Raw genomic sequence first — 21,986 nt, forward strand, 5'->3', positions numbered from 1 at the left:
GGGCCGGTGCCGGTGGGCGGGTCAGACAGCGGGGTCGGGGGAGAGGTGCTCGTGGACCCCGACCCACCGGCCATCCCGTTGGGCGAACACGATCGTCTCCCGCTCCCGCAGCACCTCGGTGCCGGCGTCGGTGGCGACGGTCGTGCGCACCCGGTGGGTCAGCACCGCCGCGTCCCCGAGCAGCTGGACGACCGTGTCCTGGGTGGAGCAGTCGAGCACCCGGAATCCGTCCTCGGCGGCCCAGCGCGCCCACTCCTGCCGGTACTCGGCGGTGGAGGTGATCAGCCGGTCGGTGGTGTGGAACAGGAAGGTCGCGTCCTCGGCGAAGCAGGCGAAGTAGCCCGCGACGTCGCCGCCGCCGAACGCGGCCACGAGCGCGGCCGCGGCTCGCCGCACCTCGTCCTCGGCGCTCATGCCGGCGGTGCCATGGCCGACAGCAGCTCGAACGCCACGTGGGACGCCGCGATGCCGGTGATCTCGGCATGGTCGTAGACCGGGGCCACCTCCACCAGATCGGCGCCGACCAGGTTGGCGCCGGCGAAGGAACGCAGGATGGCCAGCAGCTCGCGGCTGGTCAGGCCCCCGGCCTCGGGGGTCCCGGTCCCGGGGGCGAAGGCGGGGTCCAGGACGTCGATGTCCACCGAGACGTACACCGGGCGGTCCTCGATCCGTGCCAGGACCCGCTCGATCACCCCGCGGATGCCCAGGTCGTCGACCTCGCGTGCATGCACGATCTGGAATCCGAGCTCGCCGTCCTCGACGAGGTCCTGCGTCGAGTAGAGCGGCCCGCGGATGCCCACGTGCAGGCAGCCGCTCCGGTCGAGCAGCCCCTCCTCCGACGCCCGGCGGAACGGGGTGCCGTGGGTGTACTCCGCGCCGAAGTAGGTGTCCCAGGTGTCCAGATGGGCGTCGAAGTGGACGACGGCCACCGGGCCGTGCTTCGCGTGCAGGGCGCGCAGCAGCGGCAGGGCGATCGTGTGGTCCCCGCCGATCGTCAGGAGCCGCCCCGCCCGCTCGAGCAGGGCGCCGGCGCCGGCCTGGATCTCAGCGATGGCGGTCTGGATGTCGAATGGGTTGACCGCGATGTCACCGGCGTCGACGACCTGCTGGCGGGCGAACGGCTCGACGTCCAGGGCCGGGTTGTACGGCCGCAGCAGGCGCGAGGACTCGCGCACGTGGGCCGGGCCGAAGCGGGCTCCCGGGCGGTAGCTCACCCCGGAGTCGAACGGCACCCCCACCACCGCGACGTCGACATCGGACACCTCGTCGATCCGGGGCAACCGGGCGAACGTCGCCGGTCCGGCGAACCGCGGCACGACCGTGCCGTCCACCTGCCCGAGCCGGCCGTCTCGCGTGATCCGCTCGGCCATCACGCGACCGGCTCGGTGGGAACGGAGGCGCGGCGTCCGGCGCGGTGGACCGAGGCCCGTGGGTCATCCACGACCGTCGGCGCCTGGCCGTCACGCACGGGCACCCACCGCGGTCCCTCGGGTCCGAACGCGTACCGCGGCTCCGGGAACGCGAACAGCAGGGCCAGGTAGATGACGGCGGCCAGTCCGAGGGACACCGGGAGGCTGACGTCGATGCCGCCCGCGACTGCGTTGCGGAAGGGCCCCTCGATCAGCGGCGGGTAGTTGGCGAACAGCAGGCCGGCGATGGCGGCCGGTATCCAGGCCGTGATGCCTCGCCAGTTGATGCCGTTGTCGAACCAGTAGCGGCCGCCCGTCCGGCCCTGGTTGAACACCTGCACGTCCGGCGGCGAGTAGTAGCCGCGGCGGACCACGTAGCCGATGGTCATGATGATCATCCACGGCGTGGTGCAGATGACGATGGCACCGATGAAGGCATTGACGCTGCCCAGCAGGTCGAAGGCCAGCCTGCCGACGAGGATGAACAGGAACGCCAGCGTCCCGATGAACAGCGACGCCTGCACGCGGTTGAGTCGCGGGAACACCGAGGAGAAGTCCAGGCCGGTGCCGTACAGCGACGTGACGCCGGTCGACATGCCGCCGAGGAACGCGACGACGATCAGCAGCACCGCGTACCAGAGCGGCGAGGCCTGGATGAGTCCCACCACGTAGTCGTCGCCCGTGACCAGGGTCGCGGTGCCGACGCCGAAGAAGAACGGGACGAGCGTGGCCAGCTGGCCGAGCAGCGTGGCGCCCATCAGCCGGCCGCTGGGCGTCCCCGCCGGGATGTACCGGGACCAGTCACCCAGGAACGCGCCGAAGCTGATCGGGTTCCCCATGACGATCAGCGCGGAGAGGATGAACGTCGGCCAGAAGCCGCCCAGTGCATAGGCGTCGGGGCCCGGGTCGTAACCGAAGTCGAAGACCGACGCGTAGGCCACGATGCCCAGCAGGAAGAGCACCGTGTTGGCCAGGACGACGACCTTGTTCACCAGCAGCATGAACTGGTAGCCGTAGATGACGACGACGATGACCAGGGCACCGAGGACGGCGTAGATGATGCCGCGCAGCAGATCCGAGTCGCCCACCCCGAAGAGCCTGGTGGCCGCGCCGACGATCGCGTCGCCGCTCACCCACACCGAGATCGAGTAGAAGGCGATCGCGGTGAGCAGCGACAGGAACGAGCCGAGCACCCGTCCGCGGACGCCGAAATGGGCACCGGAGGAGACCGCGTTGTTGGTTCCGGTGCGCGGCCCGAACAGGCCCATCGGCATGAGGATCAGCGCGCCGACGAGAACGCCGAGGATGGTCGCGAGGACCGCCTGGACCAGCGAGAGTCCCAGGAGCACCGGGAAGGTGCCGAGGATGACGGTGGCGAAGGTGTTGGCGCCGCCGAACTGGATGCGGAACAGGTCGAAGGGCCCCGACGTCCGCTCCGCGTCCGGGATCGTGTCGATGCCGTGCTGCTCGACGTCGGTCACGCGGGGCCGTGCCGCCTCCGCCGCGAGGCCCGCCATCTCGGGTCCGCTCATGTGCCACCTCCGGGTGAGTCAGTGGCACCCGGCCACCGCGGTGGGCAGAGGCTAGAGGCAGGGTTGTCTGGGGGACAACTAATGTTGCGCGGATTCTTCGTGCGGCATGCTGGTCTCCGGGACCGCGTACGCAGGGAGGCTGGGATGGCGGGGGAGGTGCGCCGGCTGACCCGCCCCGCCGACCCGGTGGGCGCTCTCATCGGCGTCCGCCTGCGGGCGGCGCGCCAGGCGGCGGGACTGACCCTGGCGGCGGTGGCCGAGCAGGCCGGTCTCACCAAGGGGTTCCTCAGCCGGCTCGAGCGCGACGAGGTGTCGCCGTCCGTCGCCTCCCTGGTGACCGTCTGCGGTGTCCTGGGCATGAGCGTCGGCAGCCTGTTCGAGGCGCCGGAGACGTCCCTCGTCCGGTCCGGCGACGCGCCCTTGATCAACTTCGGCGGGCGCGGACTGCGCGAGTTCCTGCTCACCGCCGGCACCCAGCGGCAGCTGCAGGTGATCCGGTCGATCGTCGAGCCCGGTGGCGGCGGCGGTCCCGAGCTCTACGCGCTCGCCTGCGACGTCGAGTTCGTCTACGTCGTCTCCGGCCGGCTGCAGTTGCTCCTGCCCGGCGAGACGGTCGACCTCGCCGCCGGGGACGCGTTCACCATGCCCGGAGCCACACCGCACACCTGGCTCAACCCCTCGTCGCGCGCCGCCGCCGAGGTCCTCTGGGCCCTGACCCCGGCGCCGTGACCGGAGGAGGCTCCGTGAGCGGCTCGCCCGTGCGCGACATCGTCGACCTGTCCCACCCGCTCGCCGACGACACTCCGGTCTACCCGGGCGACCCGGTGGCCCGGTTCACGCCCGCCACGACGATCGAGGAGCACGGCTACAACGTCCTGCACGTGCGGATGGGCTCGCAGACCGGCACGCACGTGGACGCGCCGTTCCACTTCCTCGCCGACGGCGCCCGCATCGACGAGCTGCCACTCGAGCTGTTCCTCGGCCCCGCCGTCGTCGCCGACGTGCGCGGCAAACCGCCCCACGGCTCCATCACCTGGTCCGATCTGGCGCCGGTGGCCGATCGGCTCGCTGCCGGGCGGATGCTGCTGCTGCACACGGGGTGGGACGCCCACTGGGGCACCGACGCGTACTTCGACCACCCGTTCCTCGACGGGGACGCCGCCGCGCGCGTGGTCGCCGCCGGTGTGCGGACGATCGGGCTGGACGCGCTGAGCCTCGACGAGACGGTCCTGGGCGGCGAGCCCGTGGCCGGTTTCGTCGCCCACGCCGTCGTCCTCGGTGCCGGCGGCGTGATCGTCGAGAACCTGCGCAACCTCGGCGCCATCCGCTCCGACGAGCCCGTCGTCAGCGTGCTGCCCCTCCGTCTGGTGGGCGCCGACGGCGCCCCGGTCCGGGCCGTCGCCTTCGACGTCTGATCGCCGGGGATCAGGCGGGGGCGACCCCGAGCAGCGCGGAGCTCAGCACGTCCAAGGCGTCGTCGAGCAGGTCCTCCCCGATGACGAACGGCGGGAGCAGCCGCAGGACGTTGCCGTACGTACCGCAGGTCAGGACGACGACGCCCTGCTCGTGGCACGCGCGCGCCACCGCCGCGGCCGTGAACGGGTCCGGCTCGGTGCTGCCGGGCCGGACCAGCTCGACCGCGATCATCGCGCCCCGGCCGCGCAGGTCGCCGATCGCCGGCTGCTGCTCCTGCACAGCGCGCAGTCGCGCGGTGATCGTCTCGCCGAGCGCGGCCGCACGGGCGACCAGCCCGTCCTCCTCGATGGTGGTGATGGTGGCCAGCGCCGCGGCGCAGGCGACGGGGTTGCCGCCGTACGTGCCACCGAGGCCGCCGACGTGCGGGGCGTCCATGATCTCGGCGCGACCGGTCACGCCGGACAGGGGCAGGCCTGCGGCGATGCCCTTGGCCGTGACGATCAGATCAGGGACGACGTCCTCGTGCTCGCTGGCGAACATCGCGCCCGTCCGGGCGAAGCCGGTCTGCACCTCGTCGGCCACGAACACCGCGCCGTTGGCCTGCGACCATCGGGCCAGGCCGGACAGGAAGCCCGGTGCCGGCACGATGAAGCCGCCCTCGCCCTGGATCGGTTCGATCACGATCGCGGCCACGTTCTCGGCGCCCACCTGCTTCTCGATGACCTCGATCGCGCGCGCGGCGGCCTGCTCGCCGCTCAGGCCGTCGCGGAAGGGGTACGACAGCGGGGCGCGGTACACCTCCGGCGCGAAGGGGCCGAAGCCGTGCTTGTAGGGCATGTTCTTGGCCGTCAGTGCCATCGTCAGGTTGGTCCGGCCGTGGTAGCCGTGCTCGAAGACGACGACGGCGGACCGCTTCGTGTACGAGCGCGCGATCTTCACCGCGTTCTCCACGGCCTCGGCCCCTGACGACAGCAGGATCGACCGCTTCTCGTGGGTGCCTGGGGTGAGCCGCGCCAGCGCCTCGGACACGGCGACGTAGCTCTCGTACGGCGAGATCATGAAGCAGGTGTGCGTGAAGGCGGCGGCCTGCTCGGCGACCGCTGCGACCACCCGCGGCGCACCGTGCCCCACGCCCGTGACCGCGATGCCCGACCCGAGGTCGATCAGGTGGTTGCCGTCGGCGTCGACCAGCACGGCGCCGCCGGCGCGTTCGATGAACGTCGGGAGCATGATCCCGATGCCACGGGCCACGGCGCCCTCACGACGACCGAGGAGCTCCCTCGAGCGGGGTCCGGGGACGGCGGTCACCAACTCCCGGTGCTGGGGGATGCCGTTCACGGTCAGGTCGGCGGACGGTGCTGTGGCGGTCAACGCGCGGCTCCTCGTGAGATGGACGGAGTAGCAGGGGACGGTCGCCCGAGTGTCCGGTCGGACGACGCTCGGAGACCCTCGCCGCACAGGTGCGGTGCGGGCGTGCCGGTGTACAGAGTGGCACCCGGTCAGAAGACCAGGTCCTCCTCTTCTTCTCGGGGGTCGGCGCCCCCCGGCTCGGGTGCGGCCGCGAGCTCGTCGAGGACGACGTCGAGGATGCGGACCGCACCGGCCTTGTCCAGCGGGTCGTTGCCGTTGCCGCACTTGGGTGACTGGACGCAGGAGGGGCAGCCGCTCTCGCACTCGCAGCTGGCCACCGTGGCGCGGGTCGCCTGCAGCCACCGGCGGAGGACGGCGAATCCACGCTCGCTGAACCCGGCCCCGCCGGGGTGGCCGTCGTACACGAAGATCGTGGCGGTCCCGGTGTCCGGGTGCAGGGCCGTCGAGAGGCCGCCGAGGTCCCATCGGTCGCAGGTGGCCAGCAGCGGCAGGATGCCGATGGCTGCGTGCTCGGCGGCGTGCAGCGAGCCGGGCAGCTCGACGTCGTCGACCTCGGCGCGCTCGACGGCGCGGCCGTCGAGGGTCAGCCAGACCGCGCGGGTGCGCAACTGGCGGGCGGGGAGGTCGAGGGGGAACTCGGCGAGAACCTCGCCGGTGCCCAGCCGGCGCCGTTGGTAGGCCACCACCTGGTTGGTCACGTCGACCACGCCGGTGTGCGCGGTGACGGTGCCCAGCCGCTGGCTGCGTTCGATCGAGACGATACCGAGGTCGGTGACGTCGCGTGCGACGGTCGTCCACTCCGGGCTGTCGGCGTGCACGACGGCGCACGCGTCCTCGACGTCGAACTCGTCCACGACGAACGTCTCGCCGCGGTGCACGTACAGCGCGCCGTCGTGCACCGTGGAGTGGGCGGCCCCGCCGTCCACCGTGCCGAGCAGCCGCCCGGTGCCGGCTTCGATGATCGACACCGGCTCGTCCCCGCTGCCCCGGATGTCCACGTCCGGCCGGCCGCGGCCGGCCCAGTACCAACCGGCCGGCCGCCGCCGGAGCTGCCCCTCGGCGACGAGCTCGGCCAGCCGTGCCTCGGCGGCCGGACCGCCGAACTCGGGCAGGTCCTCCGGCCGCAGTGGCAGTTCGGCCGCAGCGCAGCACAGCTGCGGTCCCAGCACGTACGGATTCGTCGGGTCGGTGACGGTGGCCTCGATGGGCCGGCCGAACACCGCGCCGGGGTGGTGGGCGAGGTAGTGGTCGAGCGGGTCGTCCCGGGCGACGAAGACGACCAGGGACTCCCGCTGGGCCCGGCCGGCGCGCCCGGCCTGCTGCCAGAGCGACGCCAGCGTGCCGGGATAGCCGGCCAGGACGACCGCATCGAGGCCCGCGATGTCGATACCGAGCTCCAGCGCGTTGGTCGTCGCGACCCCCAGCAGGTCGCCGGCCGAGAGGGCGCGCTCGAGTTCCCGCCGCTCCTCGGGCAGGTAGCCCCCGCGGTAGGAGTCGACGCGGCCGACCAGGTCGGGCCGGCCACGGTCGTGCAGCAGTCTCCGCGCCTGCTCGGCGACGGACTCCGCGCTCCGCCGCGAGCGGACGAACGCCAGGGTCCGGGCGCCCCGCTCGACCAGATCGGCGAGCAGCCCGGCGGCATCGGAAGCGGCCGAGCGGCGCAGGGGCGCGCCGTGCTCGCCGGTGCGCTCGGTGAGCGGGGGCTCCCAGAGCGCGAACGTCGCCCCGGGCCGGGGGGAGCCGTCGTCGGTGACGGCCGCGACCGGAGCGCCCACGAGCCGGGACGCCGCCGCCGCGGGCTCGGCGACCGTGGCCGAGGCGAGCACGAACACGGGCTCCGCCCCGTAGCGGCGGCAGATCCGGCGTAGCCGCCGGAGCACGTGCCCGACATGGGAGCCGAAGACCCCGCGGTAGGCATGGCATTCGTCGATGACGACGTAGGCGACCCGGCGCAGCGTGCTCGACCACTTCTGGTGGGCCGGGAGGATCCCGCGGTGCAGCATGTCCGGATTGGTCACGATCCACCGGGAGTGCCGGCGGACCCAGTCACGCTCCTCGCCGGGGGTGTCCCCGTCGTAGGCGGCGGGCCGCACGGACGGGTCGGCGAGCGCCGCCACCGAGGCGAGTTGGTCGCGCGCCAGGGCCTTGGTGGGCGCGAGGTAGAGCACGCATGCCCGCGGGTCCTCGGCCAGGCGGGTCAGCGCCGGCAGCTGATACGCCAGCGACTTCCCCGACGCGGTGCCGGTCGCCACCACGACGTGGTGGCCGTCGCGCGCCAGTTGCGCGGCGTCGACCTGATGGCGCCAGGGTGCGCGGACGCCGCGCTCCTCCAGCTTCGACCGCAGGGCCGGGCTCACCCAGTCCGGCCAGGCCAGCGTGCTGCTCTGCCGTACCGGCACGTGGTGCACGTGGGTGATCGGTCGCTCGTCCTCTGCGGTCGCGGAGAGCACCGAGGCCAGCAGGTCCCCGCCCGGCAGGGCGGTTCCCGGGCCGGCGGGGGGAGCCGGACGGACCGGGTGGAGCGTCGTCACCGCACCACTGTCACACCTTCCTGAGACAGAGGTCGGGAAGGAATGCCACGAGTGTGATGCAGACAACAGAACGTCAGGACTCTGTGTACTGCGTGTGACCTCACTTACACTCGCGCCGCGCACCGGTGCGTGGGCTTCTCGCATGCCGGTCGCACCTCCGCCGATCCGGGGTGCACGAACGCCACCCGGCGGCCGTCGACCGCTTGGAGGAAACACATGCCCGACAGTTCGCTGTCCGGCGGGGACATGGCGCTGGTCGCCATCGTCCTCGTCGTCTCCCTGGCCGCGCTCGGTTTCGCCGCCTATCTGGTCAAGGCGGTACTCGCCGCCGACCAGGGCACGGTGAAGATGCGGGAGATCGCGCAGGCGGTGCAGGAAGGTGCGGCGGCCTATCTGAGGCGGCAGTTCCGGACGCTCGGCGTCTTCGCCGTGATCGTCTTCCTCCTCCTGCTCGTCCTCCCGGTCGCCGACGGGGGATGGGGCACGCGTGTGGGCCGCGCGGTCTTCTTCCTGATCGGCGCGGGCTTCTCCGCCTCGGTGGGCTTCATCGGCATGACTCTGGCCACCCGGGGGAACGTCCGGGTGGCTGCCGCCGCTCGTGCCGGGGGCTACCGGCCGGCCTTCCGCATCGCGTACCGCACCGGCGGCGTCTGCGGCATGATCACCGTCGGTCTCGGGCTCTTCGGGGCCGCACTGGCGCTGCTGCTGTTCGACCAGACCGCGCCGATCGTGCTCGAGGGCTTCGGCTTCGGCGGCGCCCTGCTCGCCATGTTCATGCGCGTCGGCGGCGGCATCTTCACCAAGGCCGCCGACGTCGGCGCCGACCTGGTCGGCAAGGTCGAGGCGGGCATCCCGGAGGACGACCCGCGCAATGCCGCCACCATCGCCGACAACGTCGGCGACAACGTGGGTGACTGCGCGGGCATGGCGGCCGACCTCTTCGAGTCCTACGCGGTCACCCTGGTCGCGGCCCTCATCCTGGGCCAGCACTTCTTCCAGGCGCCGGGCATGGTCTTCCCCCTGCTCGTGGCCGGAATCGGCGTCATCGCCTCGGTGGTCGGCATCCTGGCGAGCAACCCCGGCAAGTCCGACTCGAGCGGTCTCGCGCCGATCAACCGCGGCTTCTTCACCTCCGCGGCCGTGTCGCTCGTGCTCGTGGCCGCGGCCGCGTTCATCTACCTGCCGAGCATCGGTGACGGCGCGAAGCTCTCCGTCAGCCCGCAGGTGCTCGGCTTCCTCTCCGTGCTCATCGGGGTCGTCCTCGCGGCAGCCATCCAGCAGTTGACCGGCTACTTCACCGAGACCAGTCGCAAGCCGGTGCGCGACATCGGGCGGAGCTCGCTGACCGGCCCGGCGACCGTGATCCTGTCCGGTATCTCTCTCGGACTGGAGTCGGCGGTCTACGCCGCGCTCCTCATCGGCGCCGCGGTCTACGGGGCGTTCCTGATCGGCGGCGGTGCCGCGCTGTACGCCATCGCGCTGGCGGGCTGCGGGCTGCTCACGACCGCCGGCGTCATCGTCTCGATGGACACCTTCGGGCCGGTGAGCGACAACGCCCAGGGCATCGCCGAGATGTCCGGCGACATCGACGAGGAGGGTGGCCGGGTCCTCACCGACCTCGACGCCGTCGGCAACACGACCAAGGCGATCACCAAGGGCATCGCGATCGCGACGGCCGTGCTCGCCGCGACGGCGCTGTTCGGCTCCTACAGCGCCCAGCTCCAGGTCGCGCTCGACGAGGCGGGGGAGAACGCCGCGAACACCCTCGCCGAGGCGTTCAGCCTCGTGAACCCGAACAACGTCGTCGGCGCGGTGATCGGTGCGGCGGTTGTGTTCTTCTTCTCCGGCCTGGCGATCAGCGCCGTGTCCCGGGCGGCGGGCCGTGTCGTGTTCGAGGTCCGCGAACAGTTCCGTACCCGGCCCGGGATCATGGATTACACCGAGCGGCCCGACTACAGCGCCGTCGTCGACATCTGCACGAAGGACTCGCTGCGCGAGCTGGCCACCCCGGGTCTGCTCGCGGTGCTGGCACCGGTCGCGGTGGGCTTCGGCCTCGGGTTCGGTCCGCTGGCGGCGTACCTGGTCGGCGCGATCGCGGCCGGCACCCTCATGGCGGTCTTCCTCGCCAACTCGGGCGGCGCCTGGGACAACGCGAAGAAGATGGTCGAGGACGGTGCCTACGGCGGCAAGGGCAGCGACGCGCACGCGGCGACCGTCATCGGCGACACGGTGGGCGACCCGTTCAAGGACACCGCGGGCCCGGCCATCAACCCGCTGATCAAGGTGATGAACCTGGTCGCACTCCTGATCGCTCCCGCGGTGGTCACGCTCCGGGTGGGTGACGGCGCCAACACCACGGTGCGCGTGCTCATCGCACTCGCCGCCGTGCTGATCATCGTGATCTCGGTGGTCATCTCGAAGCGGCGCTCGGTGGTCGTCGGTGGCGCTCCGAGCGACACTCCCGACGCGCTCACCACCCGCGCTTCCTGACCTACCCACAGCCGGGATCCTCCGGTCGGCCGACGCCAGCCGGAGGATCCCGGCGGCATTCTGTGGACAGCGACGCCGGCTGTGGACGGCTGCCCCGCGCATCCGCCGGACCGCCCTAGCGTCCGTCTCCTCCGGTCCGCCCTGGGCCGGGACGACGACGGAGGCCGCCATGTCGCATCCCCTATCCGGCACCTCCTTCGCCGTCCTGCCCGACCGGGTGACCGCACTCGCCGACGAGCTGGTCGCGCTCGCGACGGAGCTGACCGGCGACGTCGAGCAGATCCGCTCGGCCGCTGCCTGCTTCCCCGACGCGCTCGAGGGCCTCGAGGGCTGGATGGCCGGTGCCACGGCGACGGCGTGGGCCCAGCTGTGCCACCTGCTGGTGACGCGCACCAGCGCCCTGGCCGACGTGCTGACCGCCGCCGTGGCGGCCTACCGGGCGGAGGACGCGGCCCTCGCAGGTTCTTTCGGGCCCGGTCGGCAACCGCGATGACCGCCCCACTGGCCGACGACGTCCGGTTGCGGAGCCTCGCCGGCTGGGACGTGCAGCAGGTCCGCCGGTCGGTGACCCTGCTCGCCGGTGCGATCGAGGGCCTGCCGACGTGGCGGGCGCGGCTGGAAGGCGTGGAGCGCGCCGTCGGGGCCGGGGACTGCTGGTCCGGTCCGGCCGCGCACAGCGCGGCCGGCGCCCTCGCCGAGGTCGCGGCGGCGGCTCATTCGGTGGCAGCGGCGCTCGAGCAGTCGCTCGCGTGCTACCGCAGGCTGGTCGTCGAAACCGCCCGCGCGCAGGAATCCGCCGAGCAGGCCCTGGCCCAGGCGGTCCTTGCCGACGGCGTCGACGGTCGTCCACCCGCCGCCGACACAGCCCGGTGGCACGCCTCGCTGGCCGGGGCAGCCGCCGACGACGCCGGCGACGCCCTGGCCCGGCTCGGCGTCCGGGACGCCTTCGCCCCCGCGCACTTCTTCCAGCTGCTCGTGCACGTCCCCGTCATGGGACCGATCCAGCCGCCGCCGGTGCCGGGGACCCGGGTGCCCACCGAGGTCGCGCAGTGGTGGGCCGGGCTGTCCGGGGTCCAACGGTCGGCCGTGATCTCCATGTGGCCGGCCGTGGTGGGCGCCCTCGACGGGGTCCCCGCCTGGGCGCGGGACCGGGCCAACCGGCTGCTCCTCGACCGCGCCCTTCAGCATCCCCGGACGTCGACTCCGGCGGCCGGCACGGCTCGCGCCGTCGCGGCCCGGATCGCGCGGGAGGAGGCGGCGGGGCAGACGGTCCAACTCCAGTTGCTGGATCTCGACGGCGACCGAGTGGCCCTGTCGCTGGGGGATCTGGACACCGCCGACGAGATCGCCGTCCTCGTCCCGGGTGTCGGCAACACCCCGGAGGACGACCTCGGCCGGCTGATCGGCAACGCGCGTGACATCGCCTCCGCGACCCGGAAGGCGTCGGACGGGGCATCGCTCGCGACGATGGTCTGGCTGGGATACAGCACCCCGGCGACCATCCTCACCGGCAGCATGCGCTTCGCCGCGGAGGACGGCGGGCCGGCACTGGCCCGCACGCTCGACGGGTTGGCGGCCGCTCGCACGGCCACGGCGACGGGCACGGCGCGCACCACGCTGGTCGCCCACAGCTACGGCACCGTGGTGGTCGACGAGGCGGCGGACGAGCCCGGATGGCTCGCCGCGGATGCCGTCGTGCTCCTGGGCAGCCCGGGGATGGAGGACTACGCGAACAGCCTCGAGGCGCCGGAGGTCTTCGACGCGGCGTCCCCCGGTGACCCGGTCACCTGGTTCCCCTGGAACGGGGACCGGTGGACCGGGGGCTCCTACGGGGCCACCGGTCTGCCCGTCAGCCCCGACATGGGGCACTCGGACTACCTGGAACCGGAGTTCCCGACACTGGCCGCGGTGGGGGAGGTGGTCGCCGGCGTGCGGGCCGCGGAACCGGGCCACTGCTGACCTCGGGAACCGTGGGGAACACCGCGCGGCGCATCGCGTTTGTCCCCGTGACGGCACGCCCACGGAGGGTAGCCCTCGGCGCCTTGTCGGCTGGGTGGCTTACCGTGGCCCGCCGGGGGCCGATTCGGGGCGTTCCTCTTCCGTCGTGGCCGACCGGACGGGAACCGCACGAACACGGCACCACCCCGCACCACCGACAGGAGCACCGTGCCCACGAAGACCAGCCAGACCGGAAGCGAGACCGCGGCAGCGACCGACGGCGACACCGTGGTGCCCGCCCGCCGGGGCGGCGCCGCGGCCAACGGCAAGCCGCTGGTCATCGTGGAGTCGCCGACGAAGGCGAACAAGATCGCCGGCTACCTGGGCTCGGGCTACGTCGTCGAGGCGAGCGTCGGGCACATCCGCGACCTGCCCCGCAACGCCGCCGACGTGCCCGCCGAGCACAAGGGCGCCGCCTGGGCCCGCCTGGGCGTCGACGTCGACAACTCCTTCGAGCCGCTCTACGTGGTCAGCCCCGACCGCAAGCAGCAGGTCAGCCGGCTCAAGCAGCTGATGAAGGGCGCCAGCGAGGTCTACCTCGCGACAGACGAGGACCGCGAGGGCGAGGCCATCGCGTGGCACCTGGTCGACACCCTCAAGCCGCGCGTCCCGGTGCACCGGATGGTGTTCCACGAGATCACGCCCGAGGCCATCGCCCGGGCCGTCGCCAACCCGCGCGCGCTCGACACCGCCCTGGTCGACGCGCAGGAGACCCGCCGCATCCTCGACCGCCTGTACGGCTACGAGGTCAGCCCGGTCCTGTGGAAGAAGGTCCTGCCGAAGCTGTCGGCCGGGCGCGTGCAGTCCGTCGCCACCCGGATCGTCGTCGAGCGCGAGCGCGAGCGGATGGCGTTCCACGCCGCCGACTACTGGTCGCTCGAGGGCACCTTCGCCGTGCCGAAGCCCGCCGCGGCCACCGACGAGGGCGAGCCGACGACGGTCCGCGCCAAGCTGGTCGCCGTCGACGGCAGCCGGGTCGCCACGGGTCGTGACTTCGACGCCGCCACGGGGCGGGTCACCGGCGACGTCGTCCACCTCGACGAGGCCGGTGCCCGAGGCCTCGCGGCACGGCTCGAGGGCCGCCAGGTGAGCGTCACGCGGGTCGACGAGAAGCCGTACCGCCGTCGTCCGTACGCCCCGTTCACGACGTCGACGCTGCAGATGGACGCCGGACGCAAGCTGGGCTGGTCGTCCGCGCAGACCATGCGGGTGGCGCAGCGGCTGTACGAGAACGGCCACATCACCTACATGCGTACCGACTCGACGAACCTGTCGCAGGAGGCCATCAACGCCGCCCGGCAGCAGGCCCGCGAGCTCTACGGCGACGCCTACGTGCCGGCCGAGGCGCGGCGCTACAAGAGCAAGGCCAAGGGCGCCCAGGAGGCGCACGAGGCGATCCGCCCCGCCGGTGACAACTTCCGGACGCCGGGTCAGCTCGCCCCGCAGCTGGCGCGCGACGAGTTCCGTCTCTACGAGCTCGTCTGGCAGCGCACCGTCGCCTCGCAGATGGCCGACGCCGTCGGGCAGACCGTGAGCATCCGGCTGGCCGGGCGCAGCGCCACCGACGAGGCGGTCGAGTTCACCGCGAGCGGTCGGACGATCACCTTCCCCGGCTTCCTCAAGGCCTACGTCGAGTCGCGCGAGGAGGGCAGCGCGTCCGCCGGGGACGACGAGGGCAACGACGACGCCGAGCGCCGGCTGCCGCGGCTGGAGCGCGGCCAGCAGCTCGACACCCGGGAGCTGGACGCGAAGGGCCACACCACCAGCCCACCGGCGCGCTACACCGAGCCGAGCCTGGTCGCCCGGCTGGAGGAGCTGGGCATCGGCCGGCCCTCGACCTACGCGTCGATCATGCAGACGATCCAGGACCGCGGGTACGTCTGGAAGAAGGGCAACTCGCTGGTGCCCTCGTTCATCGCCTTCGCGGTGGTGAACCTGCTGGAGCAGCACTTCGCGCAACTCGTCGACTACGACTTCACCGCCTCGCTGGAGGAGGAGCTCGACGAGATCGCCGGCGGCAACCTGCAGCGCGTCGACTGGCTGACCGAGTTCTACTTCGGCGGCGAGGGCCGGCACACCGGCGGGATCGCGGAGTCCGGCGGCCTCAAGCAGATCGTCGGCCAGCGCCTGGAGGAGATCGACGCACGTGGCGTCAACTCGATCCCGCTGCAGGCCACCACGACCGACGGCAAGCCGGTCGTGGCCCGGGTGGGCCGGTACGGCCCGTACCTGCAGGTCGAGGGGGACGACGGCGCACGGGTCAGCATCCCGGAGGACCTCGCGCCCGACGAGCTGACCAGCGAGAAGGTGCAGGAGTTGCTGGCCGCGCCGTCCAGCGACCGCGAGCTCGGCACCGACCCGCAGTCCGGGCACCCGGTCGTGGTCAAGGCCGGCCGCTACGGCCCGTACGTCACGACGGTCGTGCCCGAGGGCAGCAAGGACGCCCCGCGGACGGCCAGCCTGTTCTCCTCGATGTCCCCGGAGACGGTCACCTTCGAGGAAGCCATCAAGCTGCTGACCCTGCCGCGCACGGTCGGTGCGGCCCCCGACGGCGAGGAGATCCAGGCGCTGAACGGCCGGTACGGGCCCTACCTCAAGAAGGGCACCGACTCCCGGTCGCTCGACAGCGAGGAGAAGCTGTTCACGACCACGCTGGAGGAGGCGCTGGCGATCTTCGCCCAGCCCAAGCAGCGCGGACGTCGGGCGGCGGCGGCCCCGCTGAAGGAGCTCGGGCCCGATCCGGTCACCCAGGGCGTCGTGACCGTCCGCGAGGGCCGGTTCGGTCCCTACGTCACCGACGGCGAGACCAACGCCAGCCTGCGCAAGGGCGACGACGTCGAGTCGATCACCATCGAGCGCGCCGCCGAGCTGCTCGCCGACCGTCGGGCCCGCGGACCGGCGACCAAGAAGAAGGCCGCCAAGAAGGCCACCGCGAAGAAGACGCCCGCGAAGAAGGCACCCGCCAAGAAGGCCGCGGCGAAGAAGACGGCGGCGCCGGTCACGACGGGCTGACCGGCTCGAGGACCTCCGGCCGCGCGGAACCCGTCCCGTCGATCAGAAGGGGCGGGTGGCGACGGCGAAGACCCGGCGGAACGGCAGCAGCGTCGTCCCGTCGGGGCGGCTCGGGTAGGCGCCCCGGAGCGCCGCGGCGTACTCGGCGGTGAACTCGGCGGCCGCGTCGTCGTCGGTCAGCAGCGCGACGACCGGCCGCAGGACGGTGCTCCGGACCCAGGTGAGCACCGGATCCGTGCCGCGGAGCACGTGCAGGTACGTCGTCTCCCACACATCGGGTGCGAGGCCGGCGGCGGTCAGGACGTCGAAGTACTCGGCGGGATCGCGCACCGTGTCCGGCCGGGGCGCGGCCTCCGCGAGCCGGGAGTTCCAGCGCGGGGAGTGGCACAGGTCGGCGAGCAGTGCGTGCGTGGGCGCGCGGAAGTTGCCGGGTACCTGGACCGCGAGCCAGCCCCCGGGTCGCAGCCACCCGGCCCAGCGGGTGAGCAGCGACTCGTGGCCCGGCACCCAGTGCAGGACGGCGTTGCTCACGACGACGTCGACCGGCCCGTCGGGCGTCCACTCGCGGACGTCGCCGGCGGTGAACTGGACGCGTCCGGGAATCGCGGAGACGGCGGCCGCGGCGAGCATCTCGGGGGAGGAGTCCACGCCGGTGACCGAGGCCCCCGGCCAGCGCTCGGCCAGGGTCGCGGTCATCGTGCCCTCCCCGCACCCGAGATCCACCACGCTCGCCGGCGCCTCGGCGTGCACGCGGCTGAGCAGGTCGATGAACGGGCGGGCCCGCTCGCCGGCGTAGCGGAGGTAGACGGCCGGGTCCCAGCCGGGCGGTCGGGACTCGCCTGGTGCACTCACGTCGACGAACTTAGTGGGCCACCGGTCGGCCGATCCCGGTCCTCGTCGGGGTGAAACCTCCCGGAGTCGTCGGATGTGACCGGTACCGTGAGGCCGCCGAGGGACGCACAGCCGCTCCTCCGACCCCCGGGAGTTCCGATCCGTTCCGACACGACGCCACCGGCGCCGCAGCCCGACGACGGGCACGGCGCGCCTGCCGACGTCATGGGAGCCGTCGGGCTGGTCGCCAAGTTGCGCGCGGTCCTGCGGGTCCGTGACTTCCGGCGGCTGTGGATGTCGATGGCACTGTCGAGCTTCGGCGACTGGCTCGGCCTGCTCGCGATCACCGCGACCGCCACCTCGCTGGTCAGGGGGTTCGCGGCGGCCAACTTCGCGCTCGGCGGCGTGCTGCTGTTCCGGCTGCTCCCGGCGATCGTCCTGGGCCCGCTGGCCGGCGCCTTCGCCGACCGGTTCGACCGCCGCAAGACGATGGTGGTCGTCGACCTCATCCGGTTCGGGCTGTTCGCCTCGATCCCGGTCGTCGACAACCTGATCTGGCTGTTCGTGGCACAGTTCCTGATCGAGGCCTTCACGCTGTTCTGGATCCCGGCCAAGGAGGCCGCCGTCCCGAACATGCTCCGCAAGGATCAGCTGGAGCCGGCCAACCAGCTGTCCCTGGTCACCACCTACGGTCTGACGCCGGTGCTCGCCTCGATCGTCTTCGCGCTCCTGACCAGCGTCGGCGGGCGACTGTCGGCCGTCATCCCGGGCGTCGACCAGGTCGACCTGGCGCTGTACCTGAACGCCCTGACGTTCCTCGTCGCCGCGTTCGTCATCTGGAACCTGCCCTCGATCAGCGGCCGCCGGGCAGCCGGTCCGGTGGCCCTGCAGGAGACCTTCTTCGGCTCGCTGAAGCGCGGCTTCTCCTTCGCCGGACACACCCCGCTGGTGCGCGGTCTGGTCGTCGGCATCACCGGCGCGTTCGTGGCCGCGGGAGCGATCATCGCGACCGGGCAGTTCTTCGTCAACGCGCTGGGCGGCGGTGACGCGGCCTACGGCCTGCTGTTCGGCGCCGTGTTCGTCGGCCTCGGCACGGGCATCGCCTTCGGCCCCAGCATCGCCCGCGACCTCGCGCGCGAGCGGATCTTCGGTCTGGCGATCGTGGGCGCCGGCGCCATGGTGCTGCTGCTGTCGTGGACGTTCACGCTGTGGATCGCCCTGCTGCTCGTCGTCTTCATGGGCTTCTTCGCCGGCATCGCCTACCTGGCCGGGTTCACCCTCATCGGCACGGAGGTGGAGGACTCGATCCGCGGGCGCACGTTCGCGATCGTGCAGTCTCTCGTGCGGGCCGCGCTGATTCTCTCCCTCGGGCTGGTCCCGTTCGGGGTGGGCGGGATCGGGCAGCACCAGGTCGACGTCGGCATCTTCACGGTCCCCCTGACCGGCGAACGGGTCATGCTCTTCGCCGCCGGCCTGCTCGCCCTCGGCGTCGGCGTCGTCGCCTACCGGCAGATGGACGACGGCCGGCCGGTACCGCTGCTGGCCGACGTGATGACCGCGCTCCGGCGGGACACCACGGCTCGCCGGCGGCTGGCCGGCGGCGGCGTCTTCATCGCCTTCGAGGGCGGCGAGGGCGCGGGCAAGTCCACCCAGGTGCGCCGGCTGCAGGAGTGGCTGACCAACGAGGGCCTGGTCGCGCGGGCGACCTTCGAGCCGGGTGCGACGCCGTCCGGGGCCGGCATCCGGTCGATCGTGCTGGACCGCGCGCACACCGGGATCGCGTCCCGCTCCGAGGCGCTGCTGTACGCCGCCGATCGCGCCCAGCACGTGCACGACGTCCTCCGGCCGGCGCTCGACGCCGGCGAGGTCGTGATCACCGACCGGTTCGTCGACAGCTCGCTGGCCTACCAGGGCGCCGGCCGCACCATCCCGCTCGACGACGTCCGGATGCTCTCCCGCTGGGCCACCCAGGGGCTCGAGCCCGACCTCACGATCCTGCTCGACCTGCCCCCCGAGGTCGGCCTGGCGCGGGCGCGGGGCCGGGCGGTGGCCGACCGGCTCGAGTCGGAGTCGCTCGACTTCCACCAGCGCGTGCGCCAGACCTTCCGCGCCCTGGCCGAGGCAGATCCCGACCGGTACCTGGTCGTGGACGCCACGCTGGCGCCCGACGAGATCGCCGCGGTCATCCGTGTCCGGGTGGCCGAGCTGCTGTCCGGCCTTCCTCTGCAGCAGCTCGCCCAGACCGGACCCGCGGTGCGGGTCCACGAAGGCGCGCACCATCCGCATGCCCAGACGGGCTCGACCCCGCAGCTGCACCCGTGACCGCACCCGAGGGCGTCTGGGGGCAGGTCGTCGGTCAGGCCTCGGTGGTCGCCGAGCTGCGGGCGGCGATCGAGAGCCCGGCGGCGATGACGCACGCCTGGCTGTTCACCGGGCCCCCGGGTTCGGGGCGGTCGGTGGCCGCCCGCGCGTTCGCCGCCGCGCTGCAGTGCCCGGACGGCGGCGACGGCACCTGCCACGCCTGCCGGACCGTGCTCGCCGGCACCCACGCCGACGTGCACGTGGTGGTGCCGGACGGGCTGTCGATCGGCGCCGCCGAGGCGCGCGAGCTCGTGCGGGTCGCCGGGCGGGCGCCGTCCCAGGGGCGCTGGCAGGTGATCCTGGTCGAGGACGCCGACCGGATGACCGAGCAGGCGTCCAACGCGGTGCTCAAGATGATCGAGGAGCCGCCGCCGCGCACGGTGGTCATGCTCTGCGCGCCGAGCCTGCACCCGGACGACGTCCCGGTGACCATCCGGTCCCGCTGCCGTGTCGTCGCGCTGCGCACCCCTCCCGTGGACGCGATCGCCGACGTCCTGATCACCCGCGACGGCGTCGACCCCGCGCTGGCGGCCTGGTCGGCGGGGGCGGCCGGTGGCCACGTCGGTCGAGCCCGGCGGCTGGCGCGTGACGAGGACGCCCGGCTGGCGCGGAAGGCGGTGCTCGACGTCCCCTTGTCGTTGGTTTCCCTCGCCGCCTGCCTGGACGCCGCCGACGACCTGGTCGGGGCTGCGCAGGAGGAGGCGGACGTCGCCACAGCCGCTCTCGACGGCGCGGAGACCGAGGCGGTGAAGGCCAGCCTCGGGGTGGGTGCGCGCGGCCCCGGTGTGGCGGCGGCGAGCCGGGGGGCGGGCCAGCTGAAGGAGCTGGAGCGCAAGCAGAAGTCGCGGGCCACCCGGCTCGGCCGCGACTCGCTCGACCGCGCGCTGGTCGACCTCGCCGGCCTGTACCGCGACGCGCTCGTCCTGGACGCGGCGCCCGCCCAGGTGCCGCAGCTCAACCACCCCGACCGCAGGGCCGACGCTCAGGAACTGGCCCGTCGCATCGGGGCCGAGGAGGCGCTGCGCCGGATCGACGCGGTGCTCGCGTGCCGGCTGGCGCTGGAGCAGAACGTGAAGCCCCGGATCGCGCTCGAGGCGCTGACGGTCGCACTGCGCCTGCCCGCCTGAGAAAGGACCCCCGTGCCCCGCGCCGCTCGCAGGCTCGCGGCGGGCCCCTGCACGAGGGCCGCTCCGCAGAACCGGCGCGGCGGTGTCGTAGGCTGTCCGGGCAGTCCGCCGCCTTAGCTCAGTCGGTAGAGCATCTCACTCGTAATGAGAAGGTCGTCGGTTCGATTCCGACAGGCGGCTCTCCTCCAACGGCTCATCCAGCGCGAGCTCCACGGCGCCCGCGACGGACATCTCGTCGCCTGCCCGCCAGAGGAGGCGGAAGGTGTCGTCGCCGAGCGACGCCCGTGCCCGGGCGAGCCACGCCTCGCGCCGACGGGCGATGAGCGGCCAAGACTGTGTCCCCTGCCGATTTCGCAGGCATTCCGCCGCCCCCGCCAGGAGCACCGCCCGTTCGACGTGACCTTCGGCCATGGCCAGTTCGGCGTGCGCGTCGAGCACCCCATGGATGCCCAGCCGCTCTCCGGTCCGGTACATCTGCGTCACACTCTCCCGGAGCAACCGCTGGGCGGTGGATAGGTCGACGTCCGCTCTCGCGACGTCGCCCAGGGCCAGATGAAGTAGGGATACGAATCGGGGCAGTTGCAGGCGGAGATAGAGCGCCAGGCTCTCCTCGAGGAGGCGTCGCGCCGCCGACAGATCACCCCGGACGTCCGCGGCGATCAAGCCGAGGTGGTGCAGCGACGCGGCCTCGATGAAGGCGTGACCCGTCGAGCGCGCCGTCCCCAATGCCTCGGACAGAAGACCGGTGGCGTCCTCGGACTCCTCCTGCACCCGGGCGGTGAACCCCGCGGCGAGCAGCGCCTCGGCAAGCCCCGGTTCGTCGCCGAGGGACCGGAAAAGCGCGACGCTCTCGCGCAGCCAGAGGCGCGCCTGCTCGTAGTCGCCCTGCGTCGTCGCTACCTGGCCGGCGCCGAGTAGGGCCTGCGCCCGGGCGCGGTGCAACGGGAGGGCGGCCGGGAGACCCAGCGCCGCCTCCAAGTGCGCACGACCTTCCCCGGCGTAACCGCGGACGTACCAGAAACTCCAGAGGGCGGCGGCCATCCGCAGGGCCGCCTCGGCGTCCCGCGCCGCCACCGATCTCATCAGGGCTGCACGGAGGTTCTCGCGCTCGTCGTCGAGCCGGTCCAGCCACGGGGCCGCTGCCGGAGTGAAGGCAGCGCGTGCGGCCTCCTCGGCCAGGGCGAGGAAGTAGCGGTCATGACGTGCCCGCTGGACGTCGCGCTCGCCCAGCGCCGTCAACTGCTCGTCGGCGAACTCGCGGATCGTCTCGAACGACCGGTAGCGCGGCTCGTCCGTTGCAGAGGGAACGAGCCGCAGGAGACTGTTCCGCTCCAACTCCTCCACGGTTTCCAGCAGGTCGGTCTCCCACTCGCGGCCGGGTCCGTGGATCGCTTCGAGAGCGGCGAGGCTGACCCCGCCCTCGAAGACTGCGAGCGCTCTGAAGAGCCACTGAGCATCCGGTCGGAGCAGGTCGTAACTCCAGGCGATGGTGGCCCGCATCGTTCGCTGTCGCTCGGGGGCATCTGCAGCCGCATCACGCAGCACGGTGAGCCGATGATCGAGTCGCGCCAGCAGGGCCGACGGTGGCAGGACAGGGATCCGGGCCGCCGCAAGCTCGAGCGCCAGCGGGATGCCCTCCAGTCGACAACAGATGGCGGCGACGGCGGCCGCGTCTGCCCGCCGGAGGGCGAAGTGGGCCTGCGCCGCCTGGGCGCGGCGCAAGAAGAGGTCGACGGCGGGATTGGCGGCCAGCGCCTGCACCGAGACCGGATCCCGGGTACCCGGGGTGGGCAGTGGTCCGATCGCGATCTCATGGCCCGTGCGCAGGCGCAGAGCGACCCGGCTCGTGATCAGGACCCGCAGCAGCGGCAGCTTCAGGGCCAAGTCGGCAATCCCCCCGGCGGCTGA

Annotated in this window: 16 protein-coding genes and 1 tRNA gene; 11 read left to right on the forward strand and 6 right to left on the reverse strand. The window is 72.8% G+C overall.

The features are described from left to right. Positions 1 to 21: 21 nt before the first annotated feature. The 3 genes from AC2H4J_RS01615 to AC2H4J_RS01625 are packed head-to-tail and all read right to left on the reverse strand — an operon-like array spanning position 22 to position 2,941. The gene (locus AC2H4J_RS01615) at positions 22 to 414 is read right to left on the reverse strand and encodes a YybH family protein (RefSeq protein ID WP_487463075.1); all 393 of its coding nucleotides are present in this window, start codon (positions 412 to 414) and stop codon (positions 22 to 24) included. After that, a complete protein-coding gene (speB, locus tag AC2H4J_RS01620) occupies positions 411 to 1,370 on the reverse strand; it encodes an agmatinase (RefSeq protein ID WP_487463076.1) in 960 nt (319 codons plus the stop codon). The genes AC2H4J_RS01615 and speB overlap by 4 nt, the downstream gene beginning before the upstream one ends. Then, a complete protein-coding gene (locus AC2H4J_RS01625) occupies positions 1,370 to 2,941 on the reverse strand; it encodes a purine-cytosine permease family protein (RefSeq protein WP_487463077.1) in 1,572 nt (523 codons plus the stop codon). The genes speB and AC2H4J_RS01625 overlap by 1 nt, the downstream gene beginning before the upstream one ends. Before the next feature lie 144 nt (positions 2,942 to 3,085). Between AC2H4J_RS01625 and AC2H4J_RS01630 the strand changes: the two genes are divergently transcribed. Together AC2H4J_RS01630 and AC2H4J_RS01635 are read left to right on the forward strand one after the other, a co-directional pair. Further along, positions 3,086 to 3,670 carry a cupin domain-containing protein gene (locus tag AC2H4J_RS01630; RefSeq protein ID WP_487463078.1) on the forward strand — a complete coding sequence of 195 codons (585 nt, stop codon included), beginning with the start codon at positions 3,086 to 3,088 and terminating at the stop codon, positions 3,668 to 3,670. A gap of 14 nt (positions 3,671 to 3,684) precedes the next feature. Next, entirely contained in the window at positions 3,685 to 4,356 is a 672-nt protein-coding gene (locus AC2H4J_RS01635; RefSeq protein ID WP_487463079.1) for a cyclase family protein, read from the forward strand. 10 nt (positions 4,357 to 4,366) lie between these two features. Here AC2H4J_RS01635 and gabT read toward each other — a convergent pair whose 3' ends face one another. Then, entirely contained in the window at positions 4,367 to 5,728 is a 1,362-nt protein-coding gene (gene gabT / locus AC2H4J_RS01640) for a 4-aminobutyrate--2-oxoglutarate transaminase (RefSeq protein ID WP_487463080.1), read from the reverse strand. 128 nt (positions 5,729 to 5,856) lie between these two features. Then, positions 5,857 to 8,259, reverse strand: a complete 2,403-nt coding sequence (locus AC2H4J_RS01645; RefSeq protein ID WP_487463081.1) for a DEAD/DEAH box helicase — start codon at positions 8,257 to 8,259, stop codon at positions 5,857 to 5,859. 216 nt (positions 8,260 to 8,475) lie between these two features. Here AC2H4J_RS01645 and AC2H4J_RS01650 point away from each other — a divergent pair, with 216 nt between their 5' ends. The 4 genes from AC2H4J_RS01650 (at position 8,476) to topA (ending at position 15,759) form a co-directional block, all read left to right on the forward strand. Next, on the forward strand, positions 8,476 to 10,749 hold the full coding sequence (locus AC2H4J_RS01650; RefSeq protein ID WP_487463082.1) for a sodium-translocating pyrophosphatase: 2,274 nt from the start codon (positions 8,476 to 8,478) through the stop codon (positions 10,747 to 10,749). 169 nt (positions 10,750 to 10,918) lie between these two features. Beyond that, the gene (locus tag AC2H4J_RS01655) at positions 10,919 to 11,242 is read left to right on the forward strand and encodes a hypothetical protein (protein ID WP_487463083.1); all 324 of its coding nucleotides are present in this window, start codon (positions 10,919 to 10,921) and stop codon (positions 11,240 to 11,242) included. Next, positions 11,239 to 12,708 (forward strand): alpha/beta hydrolase, encoded by a 1,470-nt coding sequence (locus AC2H4J_RS01660; RefSeq protein WP_487463084.1) that lies wholly within the window; start codon positions 11,239 to 11,241, stop codon positions 12,706 to 12,708. Before AC2H4J_RS01655 ends, AC2H4J_RS01660 begins: the two co-directional genes overlap by 4 nt. A 207-nt stretch (positions 12,709 to 12,915) precedes the next feature. After that, positions 12,916 to 15,759, forward strand: a complete 2,844-nt coding sequence (gene topA, locus AC2H4J_RS01665) for a type I DNA topoisomerase (RefSeq protein WP_487463085.1) — start codon at positions 12,916 to 12,918, stop codon at positions 15,757 to 15,759. Positions 15,760 to 15,801: 42 nt separating this feature from the next. Here the strand turns inward: topA and AC2H4J_RS01670 are convergent, their stop codons facing one another. After that, on the reverse strand, positions 15,802 to 16,611 hold the full coding sequence (locus AC2H4J_RS01670; protein ID WP_487463086.1) for a trans-aconitate 2-methyltransferase: 810 nt from the start codon (positions 16,609 to 16,611) through the stop codon (positions 15,802 to 15,804). Positions 16,612 to 16,815: 204 nt separating this feature from the next. Between AC2H4J_RS01670 and tmk the strand changes: the two genes are divergently transcribed. From tmk to AC2H4J_RS01695, 5 genes are all read left to right on the forward strand, one after another. Beyond that, on the forward strand, positions 16,816 to 18,912 hold the full coding sequence (gene tmk, locus AC2H4J_RS01675) for a dTMP kinase (protein WP_487463087.1): 2,097 nt from the start codon (positions 16,816 to 16,818) through the stop codon (positions 18,910 to 18,912). Continuing rightward, complete coding sequence (locus AC2H4J_RS01680) at positions 18,909 to 20,078, forward strand: DNA polymerase III subunit delta' (RefSeq protein ID WP_487463088.1); 1,170 nt, start codon at positions 18,909 to 18,911, stop codon at positions 20,076 to 20,078. The genes tmk and AC2H4J_RS01680 overlap by 4 nt, the downstream gene beginning before the upstream one ends. 107 nt (positions 20,079 to 20,185) lie before the next feature. Next, positions 20,186 to 20,258 (forward strand) — tRNA-Thr (locus AC2H4J_RS01685). Positions 20,259 to 20,657: 399 nt separating this feature from the next. Then, complete coding sequence (locus AC2H4J_RS01690; RefSeq protein ID WP_487463089.1) at positions 20,658 to 20,996, forward strand: hypothetical protein; 339 nt, start codon at positions 20,658 to 20,660, stop codon at positions 20,994 to 20,996. Positions 20,997 to 21,275: 279 nt separating this feature from the next. Further along, a complete protein-coding gene (locus AC2H4J_RS01695) occupies positions 21,276 to 21,986 on the forward strand; it encodes a hypothetical protein (RefSeq protein WP_487463090.1) in 711 nt (236 codons plus the stop codon).

Source organism: Blastococcus sp. OS1-29, assembly GCF_057628075.1.